Genomic DNA, 20466 nt, shown 5'->3' on the forward strand with positions numbered 1-20466 from the left:
TATTTCATTACGGCAGGAAACAATTTCTGAAAGTTTTCAACAGTTAGACTTTTCGAAAAATGTTTCCTATCCTCCTCAGTTGTGCACCCAAATTCCCGCATCACCGACAAAGTAAGTATGAGTGTCCTCAACTTCAATATTATAAACCGTCATGGTGAGATGGCCTTCACCTTCACTCCATTCTACTGTATCTGGGTCGCGCCAATGACCCTGTCTAAATCCATAAAATTCAGCACCTTCTCGATGCTCTTCAGGAGTCTGATCAATTAAACGTTGTTTCCATTCATGATCATTTATCCAGAGTTTATCCATTATTGGTCTATAGGCTGGGTCACTGTAGTCTCTCTCACCTGTGATTAAATCAATAAAGCGTCCTCCTGATTGCCCAGTCTCATCACTATAGTCAACAATATAACCAAAACCGGCTTTATACGTTTTTAGTAATGGAGTTATGCCTTTATATTTACCATCATAACCGCCTCCACCATAGCTAATAAATTTGTTACCATCTTTAATCACCATAGGATCTTGAGGAGTTAAATTTTCTGCTGGTAACCAGCCTTGATTAATTGTCCAAAATGGGTGACAAGCTGTAACAAATAATGAAGATGGTTTTGCTTGTTGATCTAGAGTTCTTCTTAATTTAAAACGCTCTTTAATCGGTAGCTTTGGATCAACGTAGTGATCAAACTCCATAAGGAATATTGGAACATTATCTGTAGTCGTGGTTTTACGAATTCGTTTATAAACCAGTTCACCACTACCATCTGCAGCTTTAGATAAAACTTTATCACCAACCTTAAGTTGTTCAATAGCGATAAGCCCTTGCTCAGTATGTACCATAGTGCCCGCAGCAAAACAGGTATGTGATTTATTATTGTCTCCAACGTTACTATCCTTGATTGGTACTATCCCCCTGTCAGTTTGAACCAATCTACCTCCATTAAAAGAGGTTTGGTCAGGTATTATCGAAGCTTGTACTTTCTGATAATTGATTGTTAATTTATTTTTTTTCATCTCTAACAATACCTATTTAAACATTAGAACAATCCAAAAAAACGCTTTTTAGGTTTAATCAACTCTTCTATGACGATTGTAATAATCAAGGTGTTTTCATTTTCAATTCTTGCACCTTTAAAATACTGGTAAAAAGTTTTACTTGGATCAACCATATTAAATTTTACATTGGTATCAGTAAACTTCATTAATTCTTCAGCTAAAGTTTTCATTAATAAATCATCATTAGGAAGAAAACCAAGCTTTTCATAAATCTTATCGATTGCGTAATAAGAGTCAGAGCCCCTTTGCATTGTTTCAACTGCATCTGGAGTCACAGCAAAAAGTTGGTGATTAGCAAATTCAGTACCGCACAATTGATGTAAGAATTCTTTCAATTCAACCAACTGTTGATCACTAAGTTGATCTAAACGTGAGGTTTTCAGAAAGTGAGAATGTGAGGTTATTTTCCCTGTATAATTTATCCAGTTATCAAATACTTGAGCTTTAATCGTTCCAGCTAAAGAAAGATATTCACAACTTTCAACATCATATTTCATTAATAAATCCAAAGATCTTTTAAAGGCGATTATTTAATAAATGCTTTACAAATACAATCTCATTTTTTCTATATAAATCAAACTCAAATGATTTTAAGTCCAGAAGTTCAAAAATTAGAAATTAATTTGAATATTTCATTTAATCAAACATGTTCCACAGCACTTGGAAATATTTAAATCTGATACAAACGGCGGGTTATTAGCGACTTCTACCATTCGCTTGACGTTTTCGCTTGCTCCCCAGCGTTTGACAACGCCTATAAACTCTTCTACATCATGGCCAGCTAAATAATGTTTTGGTAAGCCTGTATGATCGCTATAGAGTATTTCCCCATCTTCATCACGCTCTACACCAATGTGATATAGCTCATGCTCAATCAAAGCACAAAATTCACGATCGTTCGAACGTTCACAGAAACTTGCATCGACTGTAATTAGATATATAGGTACAAATCCAAACCAGTTGCGCATTTGTTGTTCTTGTCTTGCTTTACGCCATCCACCCTGGTTAAACATTACTTTTTCACATTGACCTAATACCATTCTCTTTTTAGCAACGGCGGCAGATGACGCCCAAGCAAATGCTAAGAATGTTTCATCGTCGTGTAATAGCTCTGCTATGTGGTCATGGTCGGGATTATGAAGTACACCGCCAAGCGTGAGAAAGTTGGTTACCACCCATTCTTTTAGATCTGCTGCAGGTGCCAAGCGAATCGCTTCTTCTTCCTCAGATTGATCAATCAGTTCTGTCGGTGGAAATGGTCGGATCTGTTCCATTGAAAATATGCCTCTTCAAATTCTTAAGCCACTGGGAAGCTTGGTTAGATTCAATTTGCATTGGACCAAATTCATCAATTTTATATCTATTCGCTGATTCTATTCTTACAACGGTGTAACCCATATCGGCGGCAACATCATAACGATCCATACTCCAAGCTTTATCTTTCAGCTTACCTTTGCGACCACCCGACCAAGGTCCACCAGAAATTTCAACTAAAATTCTGAGTTCAATAAGATGAAAATCAAAACGCCAATGTTTTGTAGATTCAAATTGGAATAATTTCTCATACTTAATTTGAAATACATTCAAAGATTGCTCAAAGTCTTTAAAAGCCCCTAAGTATGCTTCTTTTGCATTAGGTAGTGGTCTTGTTCTAATGGGCGCCTTTTTGATAAGGCTGATGTATTGGTTAATTTCCATAAATAGCCACTAAAAAACCTCCCGAAGGAGGTTTGGTTAATCACCAGATAAATGCTTTTGAAATGATCGATTAATTAAATCTTTAGTTTCCTTGTTTAGATTTGATTCATAGATTAGGACCATTCTATCATTACTGAATTCGTATGAGGTTTTATCATATTCACTATTTGTGAGGTAATGATCAAGTTTTTCACTTTTATTAATGATTGAAAATCCGAATCCATTATCTTTAATACTGGTCAAAACATAATCTACAACTTTCATTATTATCTCTATAATTAATTTAGAAACAATAAATTATCAATTTATTCAAGTAAGATCAATCACTCAACACAACTCTTAAATTCTTAATTTGTTCTTTTAATCGAATCATCACATTGTCTATTGCGATTAATTCACTGTGTCTTAATCCTGAACGGCTAAGGTTTTGATACTTAGACAGCTCAGCACTGCAAAGCTCTAAGTCTTTTCTAGCCTGTACTGTGTCTGTCATAGTTTCCTCTAGGCATTAAAAAACCCCTCGGGAGGGGCTTGGTTGATATCTATACTCAATTTTTCTATCTGCAATTGTATTCAGCACCCCTAGATACATTAATGCGTTTTTCCATTGATAAAATCCTGCTGGACAATTCTGTTTCCATTTCTTGTTTAGTTGGTGGATTAACATTGTCGGAAGTAAGCATTGTTTTATAATCATCATAATTATTAACAATGTAACCGTAAAATTGAATTGCCACTTTATTTAGATTGCAGTACAGAAAACTTTCTTCTGCATCTGATTTTAAATCAGGCTCAACGTTTCCATCAATAGATGCCACTCTTGGCTTTTGCTTTATTGAGAAATCCATAAGTTTATTAGTCGCGACCGACAGAGCTAGAGTATTTAGCCAATACTGCTCCTCAAAATCTTTGTTTTTATATGCAAAGGAATGGCCACAAATAAATAAAGTGAAAATTATTAAAATTGATTTCATGTTGCTCACTGTTGAATTTTTCTACATTGTAAACTAAAAAGCGCTTGAGCGTTAAAAACACCTCGGAAGGGGTTAATGTGTTTAAAATTACTATGTCGCTTCGGAAAAATTTTTAATATTTAAATCTAAGTATGTTAGTTTATCTATATTTTTAATTGCTATTTCTCGAGTTCTTTTCAACGAATTAAATAATTCAGGAATGCTTAAAATATCATGATAAGGCAAATTTAAGACTGATTTATTTTTTCTAAGCACCCCAATTCCAAATCTTTCAAAAGGCTGCAAACAGTCTAGGAGTATTTCAAAATAATAACCAGCAAACACCATTATGAAACAAAGTCCTTTTTTCGTTTCACGTCTACCAATATTGGTAATTAAGTCTTCCAAAAGTTGCTTTGAATAATAATTTCTATTGTCAATTAATTTTGATATGCGTACAGAATATATTTTTGTGTCAATATTCATTTTACCCAATAAGCATTTTTTAAGATATTCACTTATTTCAGGTGGTAAATTTACATCCTTAAACACCTTATGATCTGAGACTGATGCTCTCCAAAAAATTGATAAAACATACATCATTAATCTATGCTGATTAACATTTCTAATTGTCCAATAATGCTTTTTTTCTTGATGTTTAACACCACGTTGTTTGTTTTTCAACACCCACAGCGAATAGTTTTCATATTGAGAATTCAATAGTGATTCACATTCACCACATAGCATTAATGTAGCCCACTGATCTGTAGATCTGAGAATTTTTTCACTTTCATGATCTGTAACTAATCCATAATGCTTGCCACTATTTTTAATCATATTACGAAATACTGACTTGCCTATAACATGTGAATTTTTAAGTTCACTAGGTTTATCACAAAGCTTACACAGTGGTATTTTCATGAAAAAAACTCAAATTAACTCTCTATTAATTATAATTATATTTTAAATTAATGAAATATCTTAATTCACATTATCCACCACTTTCCCACACTTCCTACACTCTCTCACCGTAAAGAAATCTGAATATTCCCATACGTGTCGGCAGAAGATTTGTTTGATTCGGAGCATGTTGTTCTCCTTGGCTATTATGTCTCAAAACGATAGACCGACTATCTTTTCTTATAAGTCTTATTACCCTTGCTGTTAATGCAATAGTGTCCACCACGTGGGCCAACACAATAATCTACAACCGCACAAGAGCAATCACTATTGTATGATTTATTGCTTGAGCTATGACTCTTAGAGACAGCTTGTTTTGTATTTCGAGTTTCTTGTTGAGCAAAATATTGAGGCTTGGTTTCAGTTTTTACTTCGTAACAGCCAGCACCTTTGCATAGTGATTTAATTGAAACCCACTGTGGATCTGAGCCGTTATCAATAATCCTTGACCACCCATTTTTAATTTCATAGATGGAAACTGAGTCACCACGTTCTTTTTTACCTAATATTTTACCATTGGGCTTATCCCGAACATTTAGTGTTGCGGTGTTTACATATCGTTCCTCAATTACTGTTTCTTTACTTTCTTGTTCAGTTGCTTGCTCAGTAGCACTATTATTATCTTTATCATTACCTGCGACCAAAGCCCCTAATCCAACAACCCCTGCAAAAACCCACCCAATATTAGATTTTTTCATATCTTTAATATTCATTATAAAAATGTAAAGATAACAAAATTAGGGAATTAAATATAACAAAAATTTAAATAGTACAAAAAAAAGACGCCTAAGCGACCTTTATAATTTATAGATTAATTATACATTTCTTTAAGCCTTGCTTTAATCCGTTCAGCAAATCGCTTTTGTTTTTCCAAAATTCTTTGACTAATTTCTTCATTATTTTTTAGACCCATTTCTTTACGAAGTATTTCCAATAGATTTAAAGCTTTAAGAGCTCGTTCGTTAATTTGATCCAAAATATAGAATTGAATTTGTATTTTTCTTTCTTGATTATTGTGAGGACCATACCACTCTACAATAGATTTATTAATGAGAAAAAGTGACTCAATTAATTCCATTGTAAAATCCAATACAATTTCTCTTGTTTCAGGATCTGAAATAAAGCTCGATTTATGAAGCGATTCAATTAAAACATTTAGTGCCTTTTGATGATTTTTAAAGAAAGATTCAGCATCTAAATTCACATAAGAGTTTATATTCAATAAGAAGTCTTGCCATGATGCTACAAGCTCTACATATATGTCTCTCTTTGCTTCTGCTAACTTATCCGCTTTAAATCCCTTCAAAGTATTTCGTGCTGTAATTTTTATTGAACATATCAATACTAAGGCACCGATCAAAGCTCCAATAATACCAAGTACACCTTGAATGTAAGCTGCATCTATCGTTGCTCTTATTGTATCCATGAATTCACAACCCCTAATATAATTAAACCTCGCAATGCGAGGTTTATCTAGTGGATTACCATAACTTCGTCCACCATAACAGAAATATGCCATATTCCCTGTACAGGGTCAATTCTTTATAATCTTTCTTTCAATTTTTTTACTTCAGCAAAATAAACGTTTATTACGATGATGTAACTAATTTCAACATACTCCCCTAAAGTAGTTGGTATAAGACTTATTTGGATATGAATTGTTGCTCTGCATTGATTTTTACTGGAGAGTAAATTTGAAGTTATAAAATTTCTTTTTCAATTCCATCTAGCTCCAATTTGTGAAATTTGTTGTCTATTGATGTACGAATAAAAATGTAATGATATTGCAGCCAATTAGAAATAATGCTTTATTTTACTATTTGCCACCATTCCTTGATATTGCTACTAAACGAGTCAAAATAAATGAAAACTCTTCAATATTAAGATTTAATAATTTTGTGATTACTATTTCGAGATTTGAATATCTTATGACTAACCCCATTTGAACTCTACCTTTCCGAACTTGATCTTTATTAACTTATAATTGTTTCAAATTCACTTAATTAAATGTTAGTAAGAGACTGCTTTTTCTTACCTTCTAATGATTTAGCCAAAACCCCATTTCCGCCAAGCAAGATAGAAGTCTTCATTGTTTCTATTTATTTTAGACTAATGTTTTAGGCACTCTTCAATAAAAAATTTACTTGAGGTTTTATAAATCTCTTCAAAAATATCAATGTTTTAATTCCAATACCGTGCTAACATTGAACTCGCGTACCCTTCCAGCTGATTCTTAATAAGACTTATTTGGACTTCATTGTGATTACTTGAAAAGATACACAACAAATCTTCTAGTACAAATTGAACTTATAACAATAAGTTGAGAATTCTGCTAAAGAAAATGGTGGTCTGTTAAGACTGAAACTGTATTTCGTCTAGAGGAACGTTTCAGACAAGAGATTAGTAACCTAGAAGGTGTACTTACTGAAAATTAATCAGTGAATTCACTAAATGTTTTGAGCAAGTCAATTGCTTTTTAAAGTTAAATAAGACAGTGAAAATTTATGAAATTTAAGAGTATTCAATTAAGTGAATGGCAACAATTTAAAAAAATTCAAATTACCTTTCACCCCAAAGTAACAATAATTACAGGAGCAAATGGCTCAGGTAAATCAACAATATTAAAACTATTATCTAAACACTTCGGTTGGTATTTACCATTTCTTGGTACTCCATATTTAGTTAAGGACCAAGGAGTATTTAAATATAAAAGTATTTTCAGACCGCTTATTACTTATACATTTGGTTCCATTCAAGCTGACCATACTTTAAATCAGACACTTGGATTTATATACTATTCAAATAATAAATCTTCAACTATTAACATTCAAAATCAAAACGTTGATCATCCTCAATATGAAATTAATTTTTCAATGATGCAAATCGTTGATGGTTTACATATTAATTCACATCGACCTATGCCTAAATATGAACAAGTTCAGAACATTCCGACCAATCCAATGGATGCTCACAATGCATATGAAAGGTATTCTTCAGTAACTAAAGAACTACTTTCCAATAACTATGTTTCATTTTCACCAACGTATCGAATGAAAGAAGCAATCATCTCAATGGCCGCTTTTGGTCCAGGGAATCGATTTGTTCAACCTAATGAAAAAATTGAAAATATTTTCTCTGGCTTTAAAGATATTCTTCGTCGTGTATTACCAAAAGAATTGGGCTTTAAAGATTTAAGTATACGAGTGCCTGATATTGTTTTAGTAACAGAAACAGGTGAGTTTGTATTAGATGCCTGTTCAGGCGGTATAATGTCAATTATTGATTTGGCATGGCAAATTTTCCTTTATGCTCATGATAAAAAAGAATTTGTGATAACTATAGATGAGCCTGAAAACCATTTACATCCATCTATGCAACGATCATTATTAAATGACTTTGTTGAAGCCTTTCCCAATGGACAATTTATTGTTGTCACTCATAGTCCATTCGTAGTTTCATCAATCAAAGATTCTCATGTGTATGCTTTAAAATATGAAGATTTTAATGATTTAGAAAAACCAGAAAAAATAGTAAAAAAGGTTGTTGCGCATAAATTAGATTTAAATCAAAAAGCAGCAACAGCACATGAAATATTAAAAGAAGTTTTAGGAGTTCCAGTAACACTACCTCAATGGGCTGAGCAAGACTTACAACGTATATGTTCGAACTTTACACAACATGATGTAACTAAAGCCGGTTTAGCGCAACTTCGCTCAGAATTGCATCAAGCTGGATTAGGTGAGTTTTATTCGCAAGCATTAAATAATATTGTGGAGAGTAATTTCCATGATTAAACTTATTAAATTGGATAAACCTGCTGTCCTAATTAAACACTCAAATAAATGGAAAGCTCAACTATTAAAAAATTTAGACGCTGGAATAGCTTCAACTAATTACCTTCTTTCCCGATACAGTGATCCTGAAATCAAACACAAAATTATTGAAGAAACTGCAGGAAAGTGTGCGTATTGTGAAAGTAAATTATTACATATACATCATGGGGATATTGAGCATATTTTTCCTAAGTCTTTAGATCAGTCTCAAAGGTATGAATGGAATAACTTGACTTTAGCATGTGAAATTTGCAATCAGAACAAGTCTGATAAAGATCCAAATTTGAGAAATATTTTGAACCCATATTTAGATGAGCCTGAAAAAAGTATTATATTCTTTGGCTCTTTTGCCAAAAATGTAAATATCAAAGGTTTTTGTACTATTAAATACTTAGAACTCAATCGTTCAGATTTAATTTCAGAAAGAAATGATAGATTATTAGACATAGAATCTATCATAAATAAATTAACAGATGAAAGAATCCCACTTGATATGAGAAAAGCTATTTATCAAGATTTAATTACTACTGAAACAAACTATAGTAAAAAATATGCTGCTATGGTTAGATCTGCTATTCGATGTTTTGATATAGGAATACCACCTGAAGTAAAAGTATTATAAAAAAGCATTCTGAGGCACATTTTTTCAACAATAATTAAAATGCGTGGTTTTCTTGGAATTTCCATTTCAATTAAATCTTCAAGAAAACCTTTACTTTTCACATGCAATCTAACCTGCTGTCCGTACATCATCATTATTTTCATCAAAAATGATCTTGTAAGCAATTGTATTAAAATCATGCAGAAAAACGTTACAACTCGCATATTTTTCAGTATATCTTAAACATAAGTATCCTACGACAAGAAACATGATTGGAATAGTAAACATTAAAACAACAACTAATGGCATCCCTTTTTCATAAAAATACACCATAAATTCGACATATTTATTCATCATTATAAATGGGATCAGCCCAATTGAAAAACAAATACAATATCCAATAAAAATTAATAAGGCATAAATCCAATGGGACCTACGCTTAAGTCCTATGACAACTCCAGCATCATCCCTTTCGCGTTCCAACATACTTCTAATCTTTACGTATTCTCTTACCCATAAATCCGCATTTTCATATTTAGAAAAAAACTTAGCTTCGCTAAAAGTGAGATCATCATTATTGAAAAGTGATTTTGCCAATCTATCTTTGTACAAAGCTGAACGTTTTTCTAATTCGGATGCTTCAAACTCATCTGCTAGCTTTAATGCTCCAGCTTTGCTTTCTTGAGTATGTTTTAAATGTGCTAATCTGTTATTAAGAAAAGATAATATGATCGGCACTACTAGAACTGCTAATACCCCACCAATTTTTAGTAAAGTTTCCATTATCATGCTTTATTAAAATATACATATGATTTATATTTAAATTTTAAAAATGTCAACCCTGAATTCATACTATTTTTTCTCAAACATTTAAAATTTAATGAAACTATATCGACTATGTAATGCAGCCAATCCACATTTAACATCAGAACGCGCATCATTTTGAGTACGTTCTGCTGTTACCATCTCTGGCCATGAGTTTCCGTAAAAATATCGACAAATAATTGCATCCATCCAATCATCCAATATTTCTGACTGACCTTGTAGATCTAAAATTAAACGTTGCACGGCTCTTGCTTCATTATCATTGATTTCGCAAGTAAGACGTGTTTTTCTAGGTTTTGGCTGTTCAAAATCACCTAACATATAACCAGCAATAATTTTTAATTTTTGCTCTGCATTTAACTTCTTATACTTCTTTGCCTTAACAGCATTATCCATTGCCACAGCGATCGGATTTACACTTTTGCCTGTAGGACCTGTATTAGTATATAACCAAGCACCAAACTGATATAACCAGCCTTCTAAGTCAAAACGGGACCAATCAATTGCTTGTAAAATATGTTGTGTTGCAACTACAGTACCCATCTTTATTAATCCCCTACCATCATCTCAATCTGTTGAACCGCTAAACCTGACTTCACTTGCTCTGTAGTAAACCGTATTATCTGGTATCCCATTACCACTGCAGCGTTGTATTTCTCCATATCACCGATATAACCCTTACCCCTTGTATGACGTCCACCGCTCCAAACACCGCCTTCAACCTCAACCAATATCATCTTGCCCACAATGTGAAAATCAGCACGCCACTTACGTTTAGGATGAAATTTATATTCCTGTTCAAAGCTAATTTTTAAAACTCGTAACTGGTTGGCCAACGTTGATTCACCGATACTTTCACTTTGATGAGTTTTAACTCGAGTACTGCTTTTTAGCTTTGATTTCTTCCTGGTTCTCGTACCATAAAGTTTTTGATATTCAGCAATTGAGATGCTTTCCACTTACGCAGCACCTCTACTTTTAGGTTTAAATCCAACTGCCTGCAGATGTGATTTCCAGTTTTGGAGTTCATTTGGATCTGAAAGTTTTGCGGCAATGCGGCTTGCTAGTTTTTCAAAGGATTCACCAGGCATACTGAATTCATCGATGACGTCTGACAGTTGAGCGAGTTTGTTGGCAAACACGTAAATCTGTTGAGGTGATGAGAAAAATACTAAATCAGATTCACCGCTTGATTTGCCATTTTGCGCTTTGTCGTATTTGTGACGGTTTTTCAAAAGAGTGTCAGCAAAGTGGTAAATCAAGAGATCATCACAAAGATTATTTCCAGCATTGAAAAGCTCGAATGCTTTTTTCTCACGCTCAAACCAACTTGCTTCGATAATCGATTTTGGTACTACCGTGGGATCAGCTTGATCTAATTCAGAACGAAGTTTTTTAAAGCAAAGCCAGTCTTTTTTATTTTTAGATTCTAATGAGAGATTCCTTGGGAGGTTCTGTGTCCCAAAATTGGTACTGGTCTCGGTACCAATATCGGTACTGGTTCCAGTTCCATTATTGGTACTAGTACCGTTTTTGGAACCAGTGCCTAAATCAACACCAGTGTCATTTTTGGTACTAGTACCCTTTGTGGTACTAGTATCAGAACAATCTTCACGTCCAAACACTCCAATTAATTGATAGACTTTTACGCCATTTCCTTTAATTTCACCTGTAAATTTAATCAACTTTTTAAGCTCAAGTTCATCTAAAACTTTGATAATCGTTTTTCGATTTAAAGTGGTGTCTTTCTCTAATCGTTTTAAACTTGGGAAGCACTTATGGTCATCCCCGGCTCGATCAGCAAGAGCTAAAAGTACAAGTCGTTCACTTGCACCTGAGACTGTAGCTTTCCATGCCCATACAGTTGCATCTAAGCTCATAATTCACCGACCTTAGGCTTTATGTACCCACCAAATGAAATGACCTGTTCAGCTTTGATCAAGCTCGTAATAACCTGATGTGATAACCAAATTGTGATCTTGAATCGATAAGCCATCTTTTGGGCCAATTCTTCTTTGGTTACAGCTGCATTCTCTTCGTTGTAACCACGCATTCTTAGATTGCCTTTTTTGATGTCATGAATATGGTCCAACAAAAGCAAAGTTGGTTCATAAAATGATTGGATTTCCTGAGTCTGCTTATGCTCAGGTTTAATTTGAAAATGGCTATTCATGAAACCTCCGCAATAGATTGCTCGATTTCATCTAAACGGCGTTTATGAAATAGCTCTGGCAAAGTGGCTGTACGTATATCAGCTTCCTTTACCAACTTACCGCTTTCTAACCAGTAATGATTGTTCGGTTGATACGCTTCTACCGTTTGTAAGTCTTTTATTTTGATGTGATTCATATACACAACCACATCGCCATTTATGTATTTGCCTGGCTCTTTTTCTTGTGCTAGATTGATGTCCATTCGATACTCCGAAAAGTCGTTTAGGGTGTATTGGGTACGCGGTGAATTACGGGAAGCCTGATCTGATACGTCAGGCTTCTTCTTTAAAATGAATAAAATTTGTGCTAAACTCGATTTCATATTCATTCCTGATATGTGTGAATATTTGAAGCCTGAGTCCCATCCTCAGGCTTTTTCTATTTCAGTACCTGATGTGTACTTCTTCATTTGTTTTAAAGCTGCTTGATCTACAGCAGTCGCCAATTCAATCAGATGCAATGTCAATTGATGAATCTCTTCATATTCTTGGGGTGTTACCACACCATCTTCATACGCTTCATAAACAGCTTTGTTAGTCTTTCCTGACTTAATGTTGTGCTGCATCATTGCTTCAAAGATCGACAACTCATGATGTTTGCTGCGGTCACAAGTCACTGGAACTAATGCAAAACCAAGTTCATGAGCCCAAATTTTTAATAAGGCTGGATTTTGGGTGTAATAGAGAATTGCTTCTAACTTTTTAATACTTGGTAAATGGTTCGGCATATTGATATTTGCGTAATTACAAATTGTGTTATGTGAATCTCCAAGTACCTGCGCAATATCTTTAGGCGTAAATCCTGGTGTATTACTTATCATTTGCCAAATTGCGTTTTGGGCTTCTCGGCTTAAATTAATTTCCATATGTGAATCCTTTGATTTTTTCACGTTTTTTTTTGAGTATTTAATTGGGAAACTCTTCTTATAAAGAGCTAGTGTCGTACAAAGATTGACGATCGGCGGTTAATTTCCCATTAGTTTGAATTTCAAAAACAGCTTGAGTTTTTAAAGGGATTTTTTTTCGCCAATAACTTATTACCGATCTGTCTTTTTTTAGGATTCGTGCAAGATCAGCGTCATTTTTAGCTTGAAAATGATTTTTAAGATCATCAACAGTCATGTTTAGTTTCCAAAACAAATAGTTTAGTTAATTGAACTATAAGTTTAGGAACATGTCAATTTTTTTGTTTAGTATTTTAAACAAATATAAGGTTTATCAATTATGCTAACCACATCTGATCGAATTTCTTTACGCATGAGAGAATTAGGTTTACAACATAAAGACCTAGTTGCAGCTACTGGGGCAAGTAAAGGGACTGTTACAAACTGGATCAGTGGGGTAAATAATCCAACTGGTAAGAGATTGATTCAATTAGCACAAGCTTTGAACACAACTTCTGAATGGTTGCTCAATGGTACGTCTATAGAAAATAAAAATTCCAGTGATATACGTTTCGCTCCTGTTGAATTCAGAAGTGCTGAAGCTAAAGAACACCTATCAAACGTGCGCATACCAATACATAAAGATGTAAAAGCATCTTGTGGCTCGGGTATTCAAAACTTTTTAGAAGATCCAAGTGAGTACTTAGATATAGATCCACAAATACTTAAACTAATGGGTATTCAGACTAATCCAGGTAACTTAAGAATTATATATTCCGCTGAATATAGTATGTACCCTACTATTGCACCTGATAGCCCACTATTTGTTGACGTTTCTGATAAGAATCCTGATACCCTGAAAAATGGAAGTGTATATGTCTTCACTCATAATCATGAATTGCGTATGAAGCGAGTTTTTATAAGCTACGCAGGTTCAAAAACAGTAAAATTTACTAGTGATAATCCTGACAAAAATAGGTATCCAGATGAATTCATCACAAACGAACAACTTAACGAAATTAACTTTATTGGCCGATTGGAGTTAGCTTTAGTTAAACCTTAAAAATATGAATTTTAAAAATATTCATATATCCTTAAAGAGTTTGATTTTATAAAAGGCCCCTTAATCAATCTTATTGATTATTTTCACTTCTTTCATTTCATAAAGTTGAGCATTTTTATATTTATCAGTAATTAAGCATAAGCCTTTAAAACATATACCTGTATTTCTTAGTTCATCAACAGGTAAGCCTTTTATTTGAACTTTAGCCATTTTATTAAAGTTACTAAAATCCTTTTCTGCTTCTTTCATTGCAGACTCACCCGAATTAGAAGCAGATTTGAATAAAAAGAATAAGCATACAACAAGAAATAACATTCCAAAATAATGGAAATAAACAGAAAAAGAAAAACTATAAGCTGGAGTCGAAGTTACAAAAGATTTACGTCTAATATCTGGTTCTGTTAATTCGTTCCTTTTCAAGAATCTTTTTGTTCTATGACCAGATAAAATTAATGATCTTGCAGGTTTTCTCAAGCTACGTTTGAATTCAATCAACCAATTAGGAGTGTACCTATTTACAAAAGTTGCAACATTCACACTAGGTAAAAGTTTAAGTAAGGGTTTTATCAAATAATAAATAAAAGCAAATAAACTAATTAAAATTGAAAATGCAGACAGGCTTACGTACTTCCATTGTTCTTTATTTACACTGTAAGCAAATGAAATAAATATCAAAATTGTCAATAATATGAGGACATGATTAACATTTTTTGTTAGACCAGCAATCAACATACTAGCAACAGGTAAATCAAAAACTTCTATTTTGTAGTTATAGAATTCAGTATATCCCAAGTAATACCAAAAACCACTCCAATACAAAAAAGCTGTAAAGATCGTAGTAAGAACTGGCCAGGCAAAAATAACATTCGTTTTCATAAGTTAAAAATTATTATGTGTTTATTTCTTCTGTAATTGTATCAGCTGCAATAACTTATGTATCAGTACTAAAAAAAAATTATGAATAAAATTGATGAAATATAACTCGTATAACCTATCTATCCCCTGCTTTATGCGATTTATTGGGTTGTATAAAATAGAAATCTAAACTTAACAGCAAAATTGTTCATTTATCTAAACAAAACTATTGACCATATTTGTTTAGTTTACTAAACTAAATTCACCAGATAACAAAAAAAGCGCACCGACCTCGAAATCTAATGCGCTTTTCCATACAACAGGTGAATTATGAACACAAATCCAAATTCTATCAACCCTGCTGTTACACATCGTGTACAGCCATCCAGCTTTATTAAAGCAGCTGCAATCAGTGGTTTATTCACTGTTGGAATTATAGGTCTTGCATACGACCAAAAAGCTACTGAATACAAACCCGCAGTTTTAGTTCCTAACACATCCACTTCTTCATATAGCATCCAAGCTTTAAAGGTCACTTCTGATTCATCTGGCATGGCTGTAGTAAAACTTGATAGCTTCTTTCTTAAAGTTAGCTTTGATTTTGAATCTCATGCAGATAACTACGGCGTACCAGGTTCTGAATTCACTGCAGTTGATATCACCAACTTAGCAATTGATGAGATTCATGACATTAACGGCAAGGAATATAACGACTTCACAGATTACAACGATCACCGAAATATCAATCAGATAATTATCGGTTATATCGAGCGTAACCGTTTGGTGGAGGCTGTCTAATGAATAAATCTACACCCAAGAAATCAGAATTTATAAGCGATGAAAACGGCGAATTTCGCATGCGTATTTATTCATCTGAATATTTACAGAAAAATGGCGAAATTTACCGGGTTAGTAAATCAGGCTATTTGTACCTTATCGATTTCGCAGAACATTTAGAGAAGCCTTGGATTAGCCTTAATTTTGAACGTGAGCGCAAGTTTCAGAAGCGCAAAGCATTGGCTATTGGGCTTCAAAATTCAAATATCCCCTCTTACGAACGTCGTGCGTATAAAAAACGTATGGGATGGACTGGAGCATAATCATGACTGTATTTTTTAAGAAAGCTCAACGCAAAAATGCAAAATTACGCTTAGCAATTGCCGGACCTACTGGAGCAGGTAAAACTTTTGGCGCACTACTTTTAGCTAAAGGTATTGGTGGCCGTATTGCTGTTGCAGATACAGAGAATAGTAGTGCTGAGCTATATGACGATATAGTTTTATTTGAACATGCAAATATTCAACCACCCTATTCACCAGAAAAATTTATTGAGGTTATTAAGGCTGCTGAAAATGCTGGATTCGATACTTTAATTATCGACAGTATTACTCATGAATGGTCTGGTGTGGGTGGGTGTCTAGAAATAGTTGATAAATTAGCCGGCACTACATTCAAGGGAAATAGTTGGGGTGCTTGGAGCCAAGTTACCCCACGTCACCGTAAGTTTATAGATGCAATGCTCCAATCAAGCATTAATATAATTGTCACTTTGCGCTCTAAAATGGAAACAATTCAGGTAGAAAATAACGGCAAGAAAAAAGTAGAAAAAGTTGGAATGAAAGCTGAACAGCGTGATGGCATTGAGTATGAATTTACTACAGTGTTGGATCTAACGCATGACAATCTCGCTATTGCCACAAAAGATCGTACTCGCTTATTTCTTGATCCACGTCAGTTGACTGAAAGTGATGGCGTTGCATTAAAGCAATGGTTGATTTCGGGTTCTGCTGATGCTTGCATAAATGGTAATCAATTCTTTGAACTTGAAGCTCTTATGCAACAAGCTGGAATCGACATAGAGAAATATTGTGCTAAACGTGGACTAAATAGCTTGCATGATGTTTTGCAGCAAAAGTTTGACGAAACCTGCAGTGGTATTCAATCAATTATTCAGAGAAATAAACAAGCCCATCAAGCCAATGAACAACAGCTTCAAGCTGAAAATGATGCACGTTTAGAAAATGATTATCAAATTGCACTCAAAGATATTGAGCATGCCAAATCTACTAATAATTTAGATAAGCCTGCTAAGTATTTCCGTGGCTCTAAATACGAAACTCAAATTCTAAATGCATGCCAAGCAAAGTCAGATATGGAGGGTTGGAGCGCATGAATATTTTAAATAGTAATGAAGCATTTTCAGCACTCATGGCTGGTAAAAATATTATGTGCCGCGCTGTTGGCGAATTGATGGACTTTGATGACTTAAATCAATTCCCTGCTACGATCTTCGCTTTACCTGGTTATGAGTTCTGTATCAAACGTGAATCGTTAACTTTGGCAGATATTCAATTTACTAAGCCAGTAGAACCACACGATCTGGAGAATGGCCAAGAAATCTTTATTGTGATGCCAACATGTATCTTGCGTACTAAATACGACCCAGAACATGGTGATATATGTTTGAGTGTGGCAAATGGATTTGCTCAATTAGATGCTGAAAATGCACAACTGCAGCTTCAGGCGTTTGGTAAAACGTTTGGCAATATGATTACTGAGATTGAAATTAAAGACGGTTTCAGTGAAAAGCCTAAAAAATCTAAAGCTCCTCGTAAAACCAAAGAAGCTTTTAAATCTGAAGATACCCCAGAAATTGAAACAGATCCTGCCTTAATAATTGATAAATTTGCAGCGAAAATTGCAAACTGTTCGACAACAGAAGCTGTTCTTTTATTACGCCCAGTGTTTTTTGCTAATGGTCATCTTGAGCGTGAACATACTCAACATCTATGCAAATTGACTGAGAATAAGTTGATAGAGATTGATCCTGAGCAATATGCACCAAAACCAAGTTACATTGATCATCAAATTTATATAGATGGCATTAATGCATGTGTTTCAGAGGAAGAAATTAAAACCACACTACACGATGTGAATGATCAAGGTTTTAGCGAAGAACAGCTCTCAGAAATTAATCTTGCAAAATGTTCTAAACTTGCTGAGTTTCAAGCGACTGCATTAAAGAATATTCAGGATAATCAATATGACAATCTGTTAAAAGAACTATTAGAACGTGCTAAAAAATCAAAATTACCTGCTGAAGCTAATGCCTTGTATAAATATACGGTCAATTGGACTGAAGAACAGCGTAAGCCATTGATGGATGCAATTAATAAAAGATTGAGTGAATTGGGTGCGACCGCTCCACCTCCTGAACAACCACCATCATTAGTGGTTCAGATCCAAAATGCACCTGATTTAACAGCCTTGGATATTTTAGAAATTGATGTTGCAACCCGTCATCCAGACATTCAACCGAAATTAATGGGACTGGTTCGTAAACGTCGATTTGAACTTGAAAATTCAGGTTCAAACGTAATGACTTAATTTGGAGCTATTTCTCTTATCACTTGATGAAATGAATTTAATAAATAGGTAAAGGTATGAGTAGACAATCAAAACTTTCTAAAATGACAGAAGAAGAAAAGCTCTTGGCAGCAAAGATTTTTTGGGAATCCCCTTTAGATGCAACATTCCCACCTACCACAGTAGCAATTGTATTTAATGTATCCCTTCCCTGGTTACAGCTTAAACGCTGTGAAGGTGGAGGCATACCATTCATTAAAGGCGCTAGAAAAATCTCGTACACAAAAGGTGATGCCGTTAAGTATTTTGAAGGCCAAAAACTTACAAATACAATCTGATTTAAAAAGGAGGCTACCCTCCTTTTTTATATCCCTCAAAAACGATATCCTCAACCTCTTGCATTGCTAACCTTAATTTTTTATCACTAATCTGGATATAACCCTCAGTCACATCACCAGATATAGTATGGTTTAAAAGCCTTTTAATCGTGTACTGACCGTAATCAAGATTCTCGGCAATGGTGCCAAAGGTACGTCTAAGGTCGTGGAAAGTGAACTCAATACCAGTTGCATCAATTATTTTTTGTTTAGCTTCAAATAAATTTGTTGTATAGCCTTTTTTCTTAGCTTTAGGGGAAGCAAAAACATATTCATTGAACTTTTGCTCATCTCTTTTCTTCATGATCTCCCAAAGACGCTCACCCATAGGTAATGTATGAACTTCACCATTCTTAGGATCATTAGAAGTTATCCAGCCATACTTTAAATCAACAGCATCCCATTTTAGTGTTTGGCATTCATCACGGCGAAACCCGGTGAGTATTAAAGTTAAAAGAAAATCCCTGACTGTATTTCGTTCCTGTCTCAAAGCGGTGAAATTCATTACAGCGTTAATCCAATCGGTTAACTGTTCTTGTTTGACATAGCCTTTCCGGCGTTTGATTTTATTCCATGTTCTTTTTGCTTTTAGAGTTGCTACTGGATTCACAGCAGTAATAATTGACTCGTCTTTGGCATCAAGAAAATGTTCAATAGAAAAATTAAAGATCGCCCTGAAGACAGCCATTGCTAGATTTGCTTGAGCGGGACTTCTTTCAGTTAATTCTGTGTATTTTGCTTGGACTTGAATTCGCGATATATCCCCTATCTTAAGTTTTTTCCAATCAGCTAAATATTCATTTACAACCTTGTCGTAATCTTTAAGTGTTCTAGGTTTTAATGTTCTATTCTTAAGATATTCATTATAAGCAACCTCAACAGTAGGATGCTGCCTTGATACGTTTAAAATATGTTCATCTTGATCACGTTTAGCCTTCTTCTCCTCATTTGGATTGTAACCTTGTGCCATTTGAGAAAGCAGACCTTGTGCTAAAATTCGCGCCTGTGATAGTGTTAAATTGCCATGTAGACCAATAGTAGACCGTACCGCTTTGCCTTTGACCTTTTTTTCAACAATATAGGTTTTACAAGTTGTATTAACTCGTACAGCAAATCCAATAAGTTCACTGTCCCTGTATATGCCTGGTTCGCTTAAAGAATCAATTGCAGTTTTAGTGAATTTTATGCGTTCTGACCTAGACATTGTTTAACCCTATTAAGCAATAACGATCGCTAGTAAGCAGTATACATTCTAGTCTACTATGCGTCTACTTTATGAGTTTTCTTATTAATTTAAGTTTTTCATGAACAATTTAAAATCGCTAAATATTTGATAGATATGCAATAAACAACACAGGAATGCATAGCAACATGAGTAATAAATTCGAATTCCAAATCCGTGTATATATCGAAGATACAGATGCTGGCGGTATCGTATACCATGCCAATCATATCCGCTTTATGGAACGTGCACGGACAGAATGGCTACGTGCATCCGGTATTGACCACTATTGGCATCAAAAAGATTACAATTTTGTCGTGCATAAAATTGCATTGAAATATTCTCGCCCTATACTCATGGACGATCTTATTACTGTTACAGCAAGTGTAGTTTCATGTAAAGCTTCGTCATTTGTGTTGCAACAGAATATATATCGTGGTGAAATCATGCTTGCTTCTGGCGAGGTGGAATTGGCATGTTTAAGTACAGATATGAAACCTCGTAGAATTCCTGACGAAATCCGTGATTTAATTCTTCGAGAATTAGCTCACGAATAAA

General features: G+C 34.3%; 28 protein-coding genes. 9 read left to right on the forward strand and 19 right to left on the reverse strand.

Translation table 11 applies throughout. The features are described from left to right. Positions 1-75: 75 nt before the first annotated feature. From F981_RS18825 to F981_RS18865, 9 genes are all read right to left on the reverse strand, one after another. A complete protein-coding gene (locus F981_RS18825) occupies positions 76-1017 on the reverse strand; it encodes a Hint domain-containing protein (protein WP_004724487.1) in 942 nt (313 codons plus the stop codon). Between the two features lie 23 nt (positions 1018-1040). Next, positions 1041-1556 carry a hypothetical protein gene (locus F981_RS18830; RefSeq protein WP_004724488.1) on the reverse strand — a complete coding sequence of 172 codons (516 nt, stop codon included), beginning with the start codon at positions 1554-1556 and terminating at the stop codon, positions 1041-1043. 135 nt (positions 1557-1691) lie between these two features. After that, positions 1692-2333: a putative metallopeptidase gene (locus F981_RS18835; protein ID WP_004724489.1), complete on the reverse strand. Its 642-nt coding sequence runs from the start codon at positions 2331-2333 to the stop codon at positions 1692-1694. Then, entirely contained in the window at positions 2293-2757 is a 465-nt protein-coding gene (locus F981_RS18840; RefSeq protein ID WP_004724490.1) for a hypothetical protein, read from the reverse strand. The genes F981_RS18835 and F981_RS18840 overlap by 41 nt, the downstream gene beginning before the upstream one ends. Before the next feature lie 319 nt (positions 2758-3076). Next, the gene (locus F981_RS24020; RefSeq protein ID WP_004724492.1) at positions 3077-3250 is read right to left on the reverse strand and encodes a hypothetical protein; all 174 of its coding nucleotides are present in this window, start codon (positions 3248-3250) and stop codon (positions 3077-3079) included. 64 nt (positions 3251-3314) lie between these two features. Beyond that, positions 3315-3731, reverse strand: a complete 417-nt coding sequence (locus tag F981_RS18850) for a hypothetical protein (RefSeq protein ID WP_004724493.1) — start codon at positions 3729-3731, stop codon at positions 3315-3317. 90 nt (positions 3732-3821) lie between these two features. Further along, a complete protein-coding gene (locus F981_RS18855; protein WP_004724495.1) occupies positions 3822-4631 on the reverse strand; it encodes a hypothetical protein in 810 nt (269 codons plus the stop codon). 209 nt (positions 4632-4840) lie between these two features. Continuing rightward, a complete protein-coding gene (locus F981_RS18860) occupies positions 4841-5368 on the reverse strand; it encodes an SH3 domain-containing protein (protein ID WP_016539659.1) in 528 nt (175 codons plus the stop codon). Positions 5369-5481: 113 nt separating this feature from the next. Beyond that, positions 5482-6096 carry a hypothetical protein gene (locus F981_RS18865; protein ID WP_228129045.1) on the reverse strand — a complete coding sequence of 205 codons (615 nt, stop codon included), beginning with the start codon at positions 6094-6096 and terminating at the stop codon, positions 5482-5484. 1078 nt (positions 6097-7174) lie between these two features. Between F981_RS18865 and F981_RS18870 the strand changes: the two genes are divergently transcribed. After that, complete coding sequence (locus F981_RS18870; protein WP_004724500.1) at positions 7175-8464, forward strand: AAA family ATPase; 1290 nt, start codon at positions 7175-7177, stop codon at positions 8462-8464. Further along, positions 8457-9125: an HNH endonuclease gene (locus F981_RS18875; protein WP_004724502.1), complete on the forward strand. Its 669-nt coding sequence runs from the start codon at positions 8457-8459 to the stop codon at positions 9123-9125. Before F981_RS18870 ends, F981_RS18875 begins: the two co-directional genes overlap by 8 nt. Positions 9126-9233: 108 nt before the next feature. Here the strand turns inward: F981_RS18875 and F981_RS18880 are convergent, their stop codons facing one another. From F981_RS18880 to F981_RS18915, 8 genes are all read right to left on the reverse strand, one after another. After that, the gene (locus F981_RS18880) at positions 9234-9887 is read right to left on the reverse strand and encodes a hypothetical protein (RefSeq protein ID WP_004724506.1); all 654 of its coding nucleotides are present in this window, start codon (positions 9885-9887) and stop codon (positions 9234-9236) included. 87 nt (positions 9888-9974) lie between these two features. After that, the gene (locus tag F981_RS18885; protein ID WP_004724507.1) at positions 9975-10472 is read right to left on the reverse strand and encodes a hypothetical protein; all 498 of its coding nucleotides are present in this window, start codon (positions 10470-10472) and stop codon (positions 9975-9977) included. 5 nt (positions 10473-10477) lie between these two features. Continuing rightward, positions 10478-10888: a PDDEXK family nuclease gene (locus F981_RS18890; protein WP_004724509.1), complete on the reverse strand. Its 411-nt coding sequence runs from the start codon at positions 10886-10888 to the stop codon at positions 10478-10480. Next, a complete protein-coding gene (locus F981_RS18895; RefSeq protein ID WP_004724511.1) occupies positions 10889-11809 on the reverse strand; it encodes a helix-turn-helix domain-containing protein in 921 nt (306 codons plus the stop codon). It lies immediately after the preceding gene. Further along, positions 11806-12102, reverse strand: coding sequence for a hypothetical protein (locus F981_RS18900; protein ID WP_004724513.1), 297 nt, complete (start codon positions 12100-12102; stop codon positions 11806-11808). The genes F981_RS18895 and F981_RS18900 overlap by 4 nt, the downstream gene beginning before the upstream one ends. After that, positions 12099-12344 (reverse strand): hypothetical protein, encoded by a 246-nt coding sequence (locus F981_RS18905; protein ID WP_039910711.1) that lies wholly within the window; start codon positions 12342-12344, stop codon positions 12099-12101. The genes F981_RS18900 and F981_RS18905 overlap by 4 nt, the downstream gene beginning before the upstream one ends. A 165-nt stretch (positions 12345-12509) precedes the next feature. After that, a complete protein-coding gene (locus F981_RS18910) occupies positions 12510-13007 on the reverse strand; it encodes a phage regulatory CII family protein (RefSeq protein WP_004720015.1) in 498 nt (165 codons plus the stop codon). A 58-nt stretch (positions 13008-13065) separates the two neighbouring features. Continuing rightward, positions 13066-13263, reverse strand: coding sequence for a helix-turn-helix domain-containing protein (locus F981_RS18915; protein WP_004720014.1), 198 nt, complete (start codon positions 13261-13263; stop codon positions 13066-13068). Between the two features lie 102 nt (positions 13264-13365). Here F981_RS18915 and F981_RS18920 point away from each other — a divergent pair, with 102 nt between their 5' ends. Beyond that, a complete protein-coding gene (locus F981_RS18920; protein ID WP_004720013.1) occupies positions 13366-14088 on the forward strand; it encodes a S24 family peptidase in 723 nt (240 codons plus the stop codon). 60 nt (positions 14089-14148) lie between these two features. Here the strand turns inward: F981_RS18920 and F981_RS18925 are convergent, their stop codons facing one another. Next, complete coding sequence (locus F981_RS18925; RefSeq protein ID WP_004720012.1) at positions 14149-14964, reverse strand: hypothetical protein; 816 nt, start codon at positions 14962-14964, stop codon at positions 14149-14151. Between the two features lie 309 nt (positions 14965-15273). Between F981_RS18925 and F981_RS18930 the strand changes: the two genes are divergently transcribed. Genes F981_RS18930 through F981_RS18950 form a run of 5 tightly spaced genes read left to right on the forward strand, consistent with a single transcriptional unit; the run spans position 15274 to position 18647 of the window. After that, a complete protein-coding gene (locus F981_RS18930) occupies positions 15274-15741 on the forward strand; it encodes a hypothetical protein (protein ID WP_004720011.1) in 468 nt (155 codons plus the stop codon). Continuing rightward, positions 15741-16043, forward strand: coding sequence for a hypothetical protein (locus F981_RS18935; protein ID WP_004720009.1), 303 nt, complete (start codon positions 15741-15743; stop codon positions 16041-16043). The genes F981_RS18930 and F981_RS18935 overlap by 1 nt, the downstream gene beginning before the upstream one ends. Before the next feature lie 2 nt (positions 16044-16045). Then, complete coding sequence (locus F981_RS18940) at positions 16046-17116, forward strand: ATP-binding protein (RefSeq protein WP_004720007.1); 1071 nt, start codon at positions 16046-16048, stop codon at positions 17114-17116. After that, positions 17113-18330: a hypothetical protein gene (locus tag F981_RS18945; RefSeq protein ID WP_004724519.1), complete on the forward strand. Its 1218-nt coding sequence runs from the start codon at positions 17113-17115 to the stop codon at positions 18328-18330. Before F981_RS18940 ends, F981_RS18945 begins: the two co-directional genes overlap by 4 nt. 56 nt (positions 18331-18386) lie before the next feature. Next, positions 18387-18647: a hypothetical protein gene (locus F981_RS18950; RefSeq protein ID WP_004724521.1), complete on the forward strand. Its 261-nt coding sequence runs from the start codon at positions 18387-18389 to the stop codon at positions 18645-18647. A 13-nt stretch (positions 18648-18660) separates the two neighbouring features. Here the strand turns inward: F981_RS18950 and F981_RS18955 are convergent, their stop codons facing one another. Further along, positions 18661-19890, reverse strand: coding sequence for a tyrosine-type recombinase/integrase (locus F981_RS18955; protein ID WP_004724523.1), 1230 nt, complete (start codon positions 19888-19890; stop codon positions 18661-18663). 167 nt (positions 19891-20057) lie between these two features. On the opposite strand from F981_RS18955, the gene ybgC reads away from it, so the two are divergent. Next, complete coding sequence (gene ybgC, locus F981_RS18960; protein ID WP_004724526.1) at positions 20058-20465, forward strand: tol-pal system-associated acyl-CoA thioesterase; 408 nt, start codon at positions 20058-20060, stop codon at positions 20463-20465. The last annotated feature ends 1 nt before the right edge of the window (position 20466 follow it).

The sequence above is a fragment of the Acinetobacter guillouiae CIP 63.46 genome (assembly GCF_000368145.1).
Lineage (GTDB): Bacteria > Pseudomonadota > Gammaproteobacteria > Pseudomonadales > Moraxellaceae > Acinetobacter > Acinetobacter guillouiae.

What these genes read in the sequence shown, in the direction of transcription:
- F981_RS18835 (WP_004724489.1), bottom strand. Translation starts at nt 2,333, where the DNA reads ATGGAACAGATCCGACCATTTCCACCGACAGAACTGATTGATCAATCT.
- F981_RS18880 (WP_004724506.1), bottom strand. Translation starts at nt 9,887, where the DNA reads ATGGAAACTTTACTAAAAATTGGTGGGGTATTAGCAGTTCTAGTAGTG.
- F981_RS18900 (WP_004724513.1), bottom strand. Translation starts at nt 12,102, where the DNA reads ATGAATAGCCATTTTCAAATTAAACCTGAGCATAAGCAGACTCAGGAA.
- F981_RS18925 (WP_004720012.1), bottom strand. Translation starts at nt 14,964, where the DNA reads ATGAAAACGAATGTTATTTTTGCCTGGCCAGTTCTTACTACGATCTTT.
- F981_RS18850 (WP_004724493.1), bottom strand. Translation starts at nt 3,731, where the DNA reads ATGAAATCAATTTTAATAATTTTCACTTTATTTATTTGTGGCCATTCC.
- F981_RS18855 (WP_004724495.1), bottom strand. Translation starts at nt 4,631, where the DNA reads ATGAAAATACCACTGTGTAAGCTTTGTGATAAACCTAGTGAACTTAAA.
- F981_RS18870 (WP_004724500.1), top strand. Translation starts at nt 7,175, where the DNA reads ATGAAATTTAAGAGTATTCAATTAAGTGAATGGCAACAATTTAAAAAA.
- F981_RS18875 (WP_004724502.1), top strand. Translation starts at nt 8,457, where the DNA reads ATGATTAAACTTATTAAATTGGATAAACCTGCTGTCCTAATTAAACAC.
- F981_RS18910 (WP_004720015.1), bottom strand. Translation starts at nt 13,007, where the DNA reads ATGGAAATTAATTTAAGCCGAGAAGCCCAAAACGCAATTTGGCAAATG.
- F981_RS18895 (WP_004724511.1), bottom strand. Translation starts at nt 11,809, where the DNA reads ATGAGCTTAGATGCAACTGTATGGGCATGGAAAGCTACAGTCTCAGGT.
- F981_RS18935 (WP_004720009.1), top strand. Translation starts at nt 15,741, where the DNA reads ATGAATAAATCTACACCCAAGAAATCAGAATTTATAAGCGATGAAAAC.
- F981_RS18915 (WP_004720014.1), bottom strand. Translation starts at nt 13,263, where the DNA reads ATGACTGTTGATGATCTTAAAAATCATTTTCAAGCTAAAAATGACGCT.
- F981_RS18825 (WP_004724487.1), bottom strand. Translation starts at nt 1,017, where the DNA reads ATGAAAAAAAATAAATTAACAATCAATTATCAGAAAGTACAAGCTTCG.
- F981_RS18945 (WP_004724519.1), top strand. Translation starts at nt 17,113, where the DNA reads ATGAATATTTTAAATAGTAATGAAGCATTTTCAGCACTCATGGCTGGT.
- F981_RS18920 (WP_004720013.1), top strand. Translation starts at nt 13,366, where the DNA reads ATGCTAACCACATCTGATCGAATTTCTTTACGCATGAGAGAATTAGGT.
- F981_RS24020 (WP_004724492.1), bottom strand. Translation starts at nt 3,250, where the DNA reads ATGACAGACACAGTACAGGCTAGAAAAGACTTAGAGCTTTGCAGTGCT.
- F981_RS18830 (WP_004724488.1), bottom strand. Translation starts at nt 1,556, where the DNA reads ATGAAATATGATGTTGAAAGTTGTGAATATCTTTCTTTAGCTGGAACG.
- ybgC (WP_004724526.1), top strand. Translation starts at nt 20,058, where the DNA reads ATGAGTAATAAATTCGAATTCCAAATCCGTGTATATATCGAAGATACA.
- F981_RS18955 (WP_004724523.1), bottom strand. Translation starts at nt 19,890, where the DNA reads ATGTCTAGGTCAGAACGCATAAAATTCACTAAAACTGCAATTGATTCT.
- F981_RS18865 (WP_228129045.1), bottom strand. Translation starts at nt 6,096, where the DNA reads ATGGATACAATAAGAGCAACGATAGATGCAGCTTACATTCAAGGTGTA.
- F981_RS18885 (WP_004724507.1), bottom strand. Translation starts at nt 10,472, where the DNA reads ATGGGTACTGTAGTTGCAACACAACATATTTTACAAGCAATTGATTGG.
- F981_RS18840 (WP_004724490.1), bottom strand. Translation starts at nt 2,757, where the DNA reads ATGGAAATTAACCAATACATCAGCCTTATCAAAAAGGCGCCCATTAGA.
- F981_RS18940 (WP_004720007.1), top strand. Translation starts at nt 16,046, where the DNA reads ATGACTGTATTTTTTAAGAAAGCTCAACGCAAAAATGCAAAATTACGC.
- F981_RS18860 (WP_016539659.1), bottom strand. Translation starts at nt 5,368, where the DNA reads ATGAAAAAATCTAATATTGGGTGGGTTTTTGCAGGGGTTGTTGGATTA.
- F981_RS18905 (WP_039910711.1), bottom strand. Translation starts at nt 12,344, where the DNA reads ATGGACATCAATCTAGCACAAGAAAAAGAGCCAGGCAAATACATAAAT.
- F981_RS18930 (WP_004720011.1), top strand. Translation starts at nt 15,274, where the DNA reads ATGAACACAAATCCAAATTCTATCAACCCTGCTGTTACACATCGTGTA.
- F981_RS18950 (WP_004724521.1), top strand. Translation starts at nt 18,387, where the DNA reads ATGAGTAGACAATCAAAACTTTCTAAAATGACAGAAGAAGAAAAGCTC.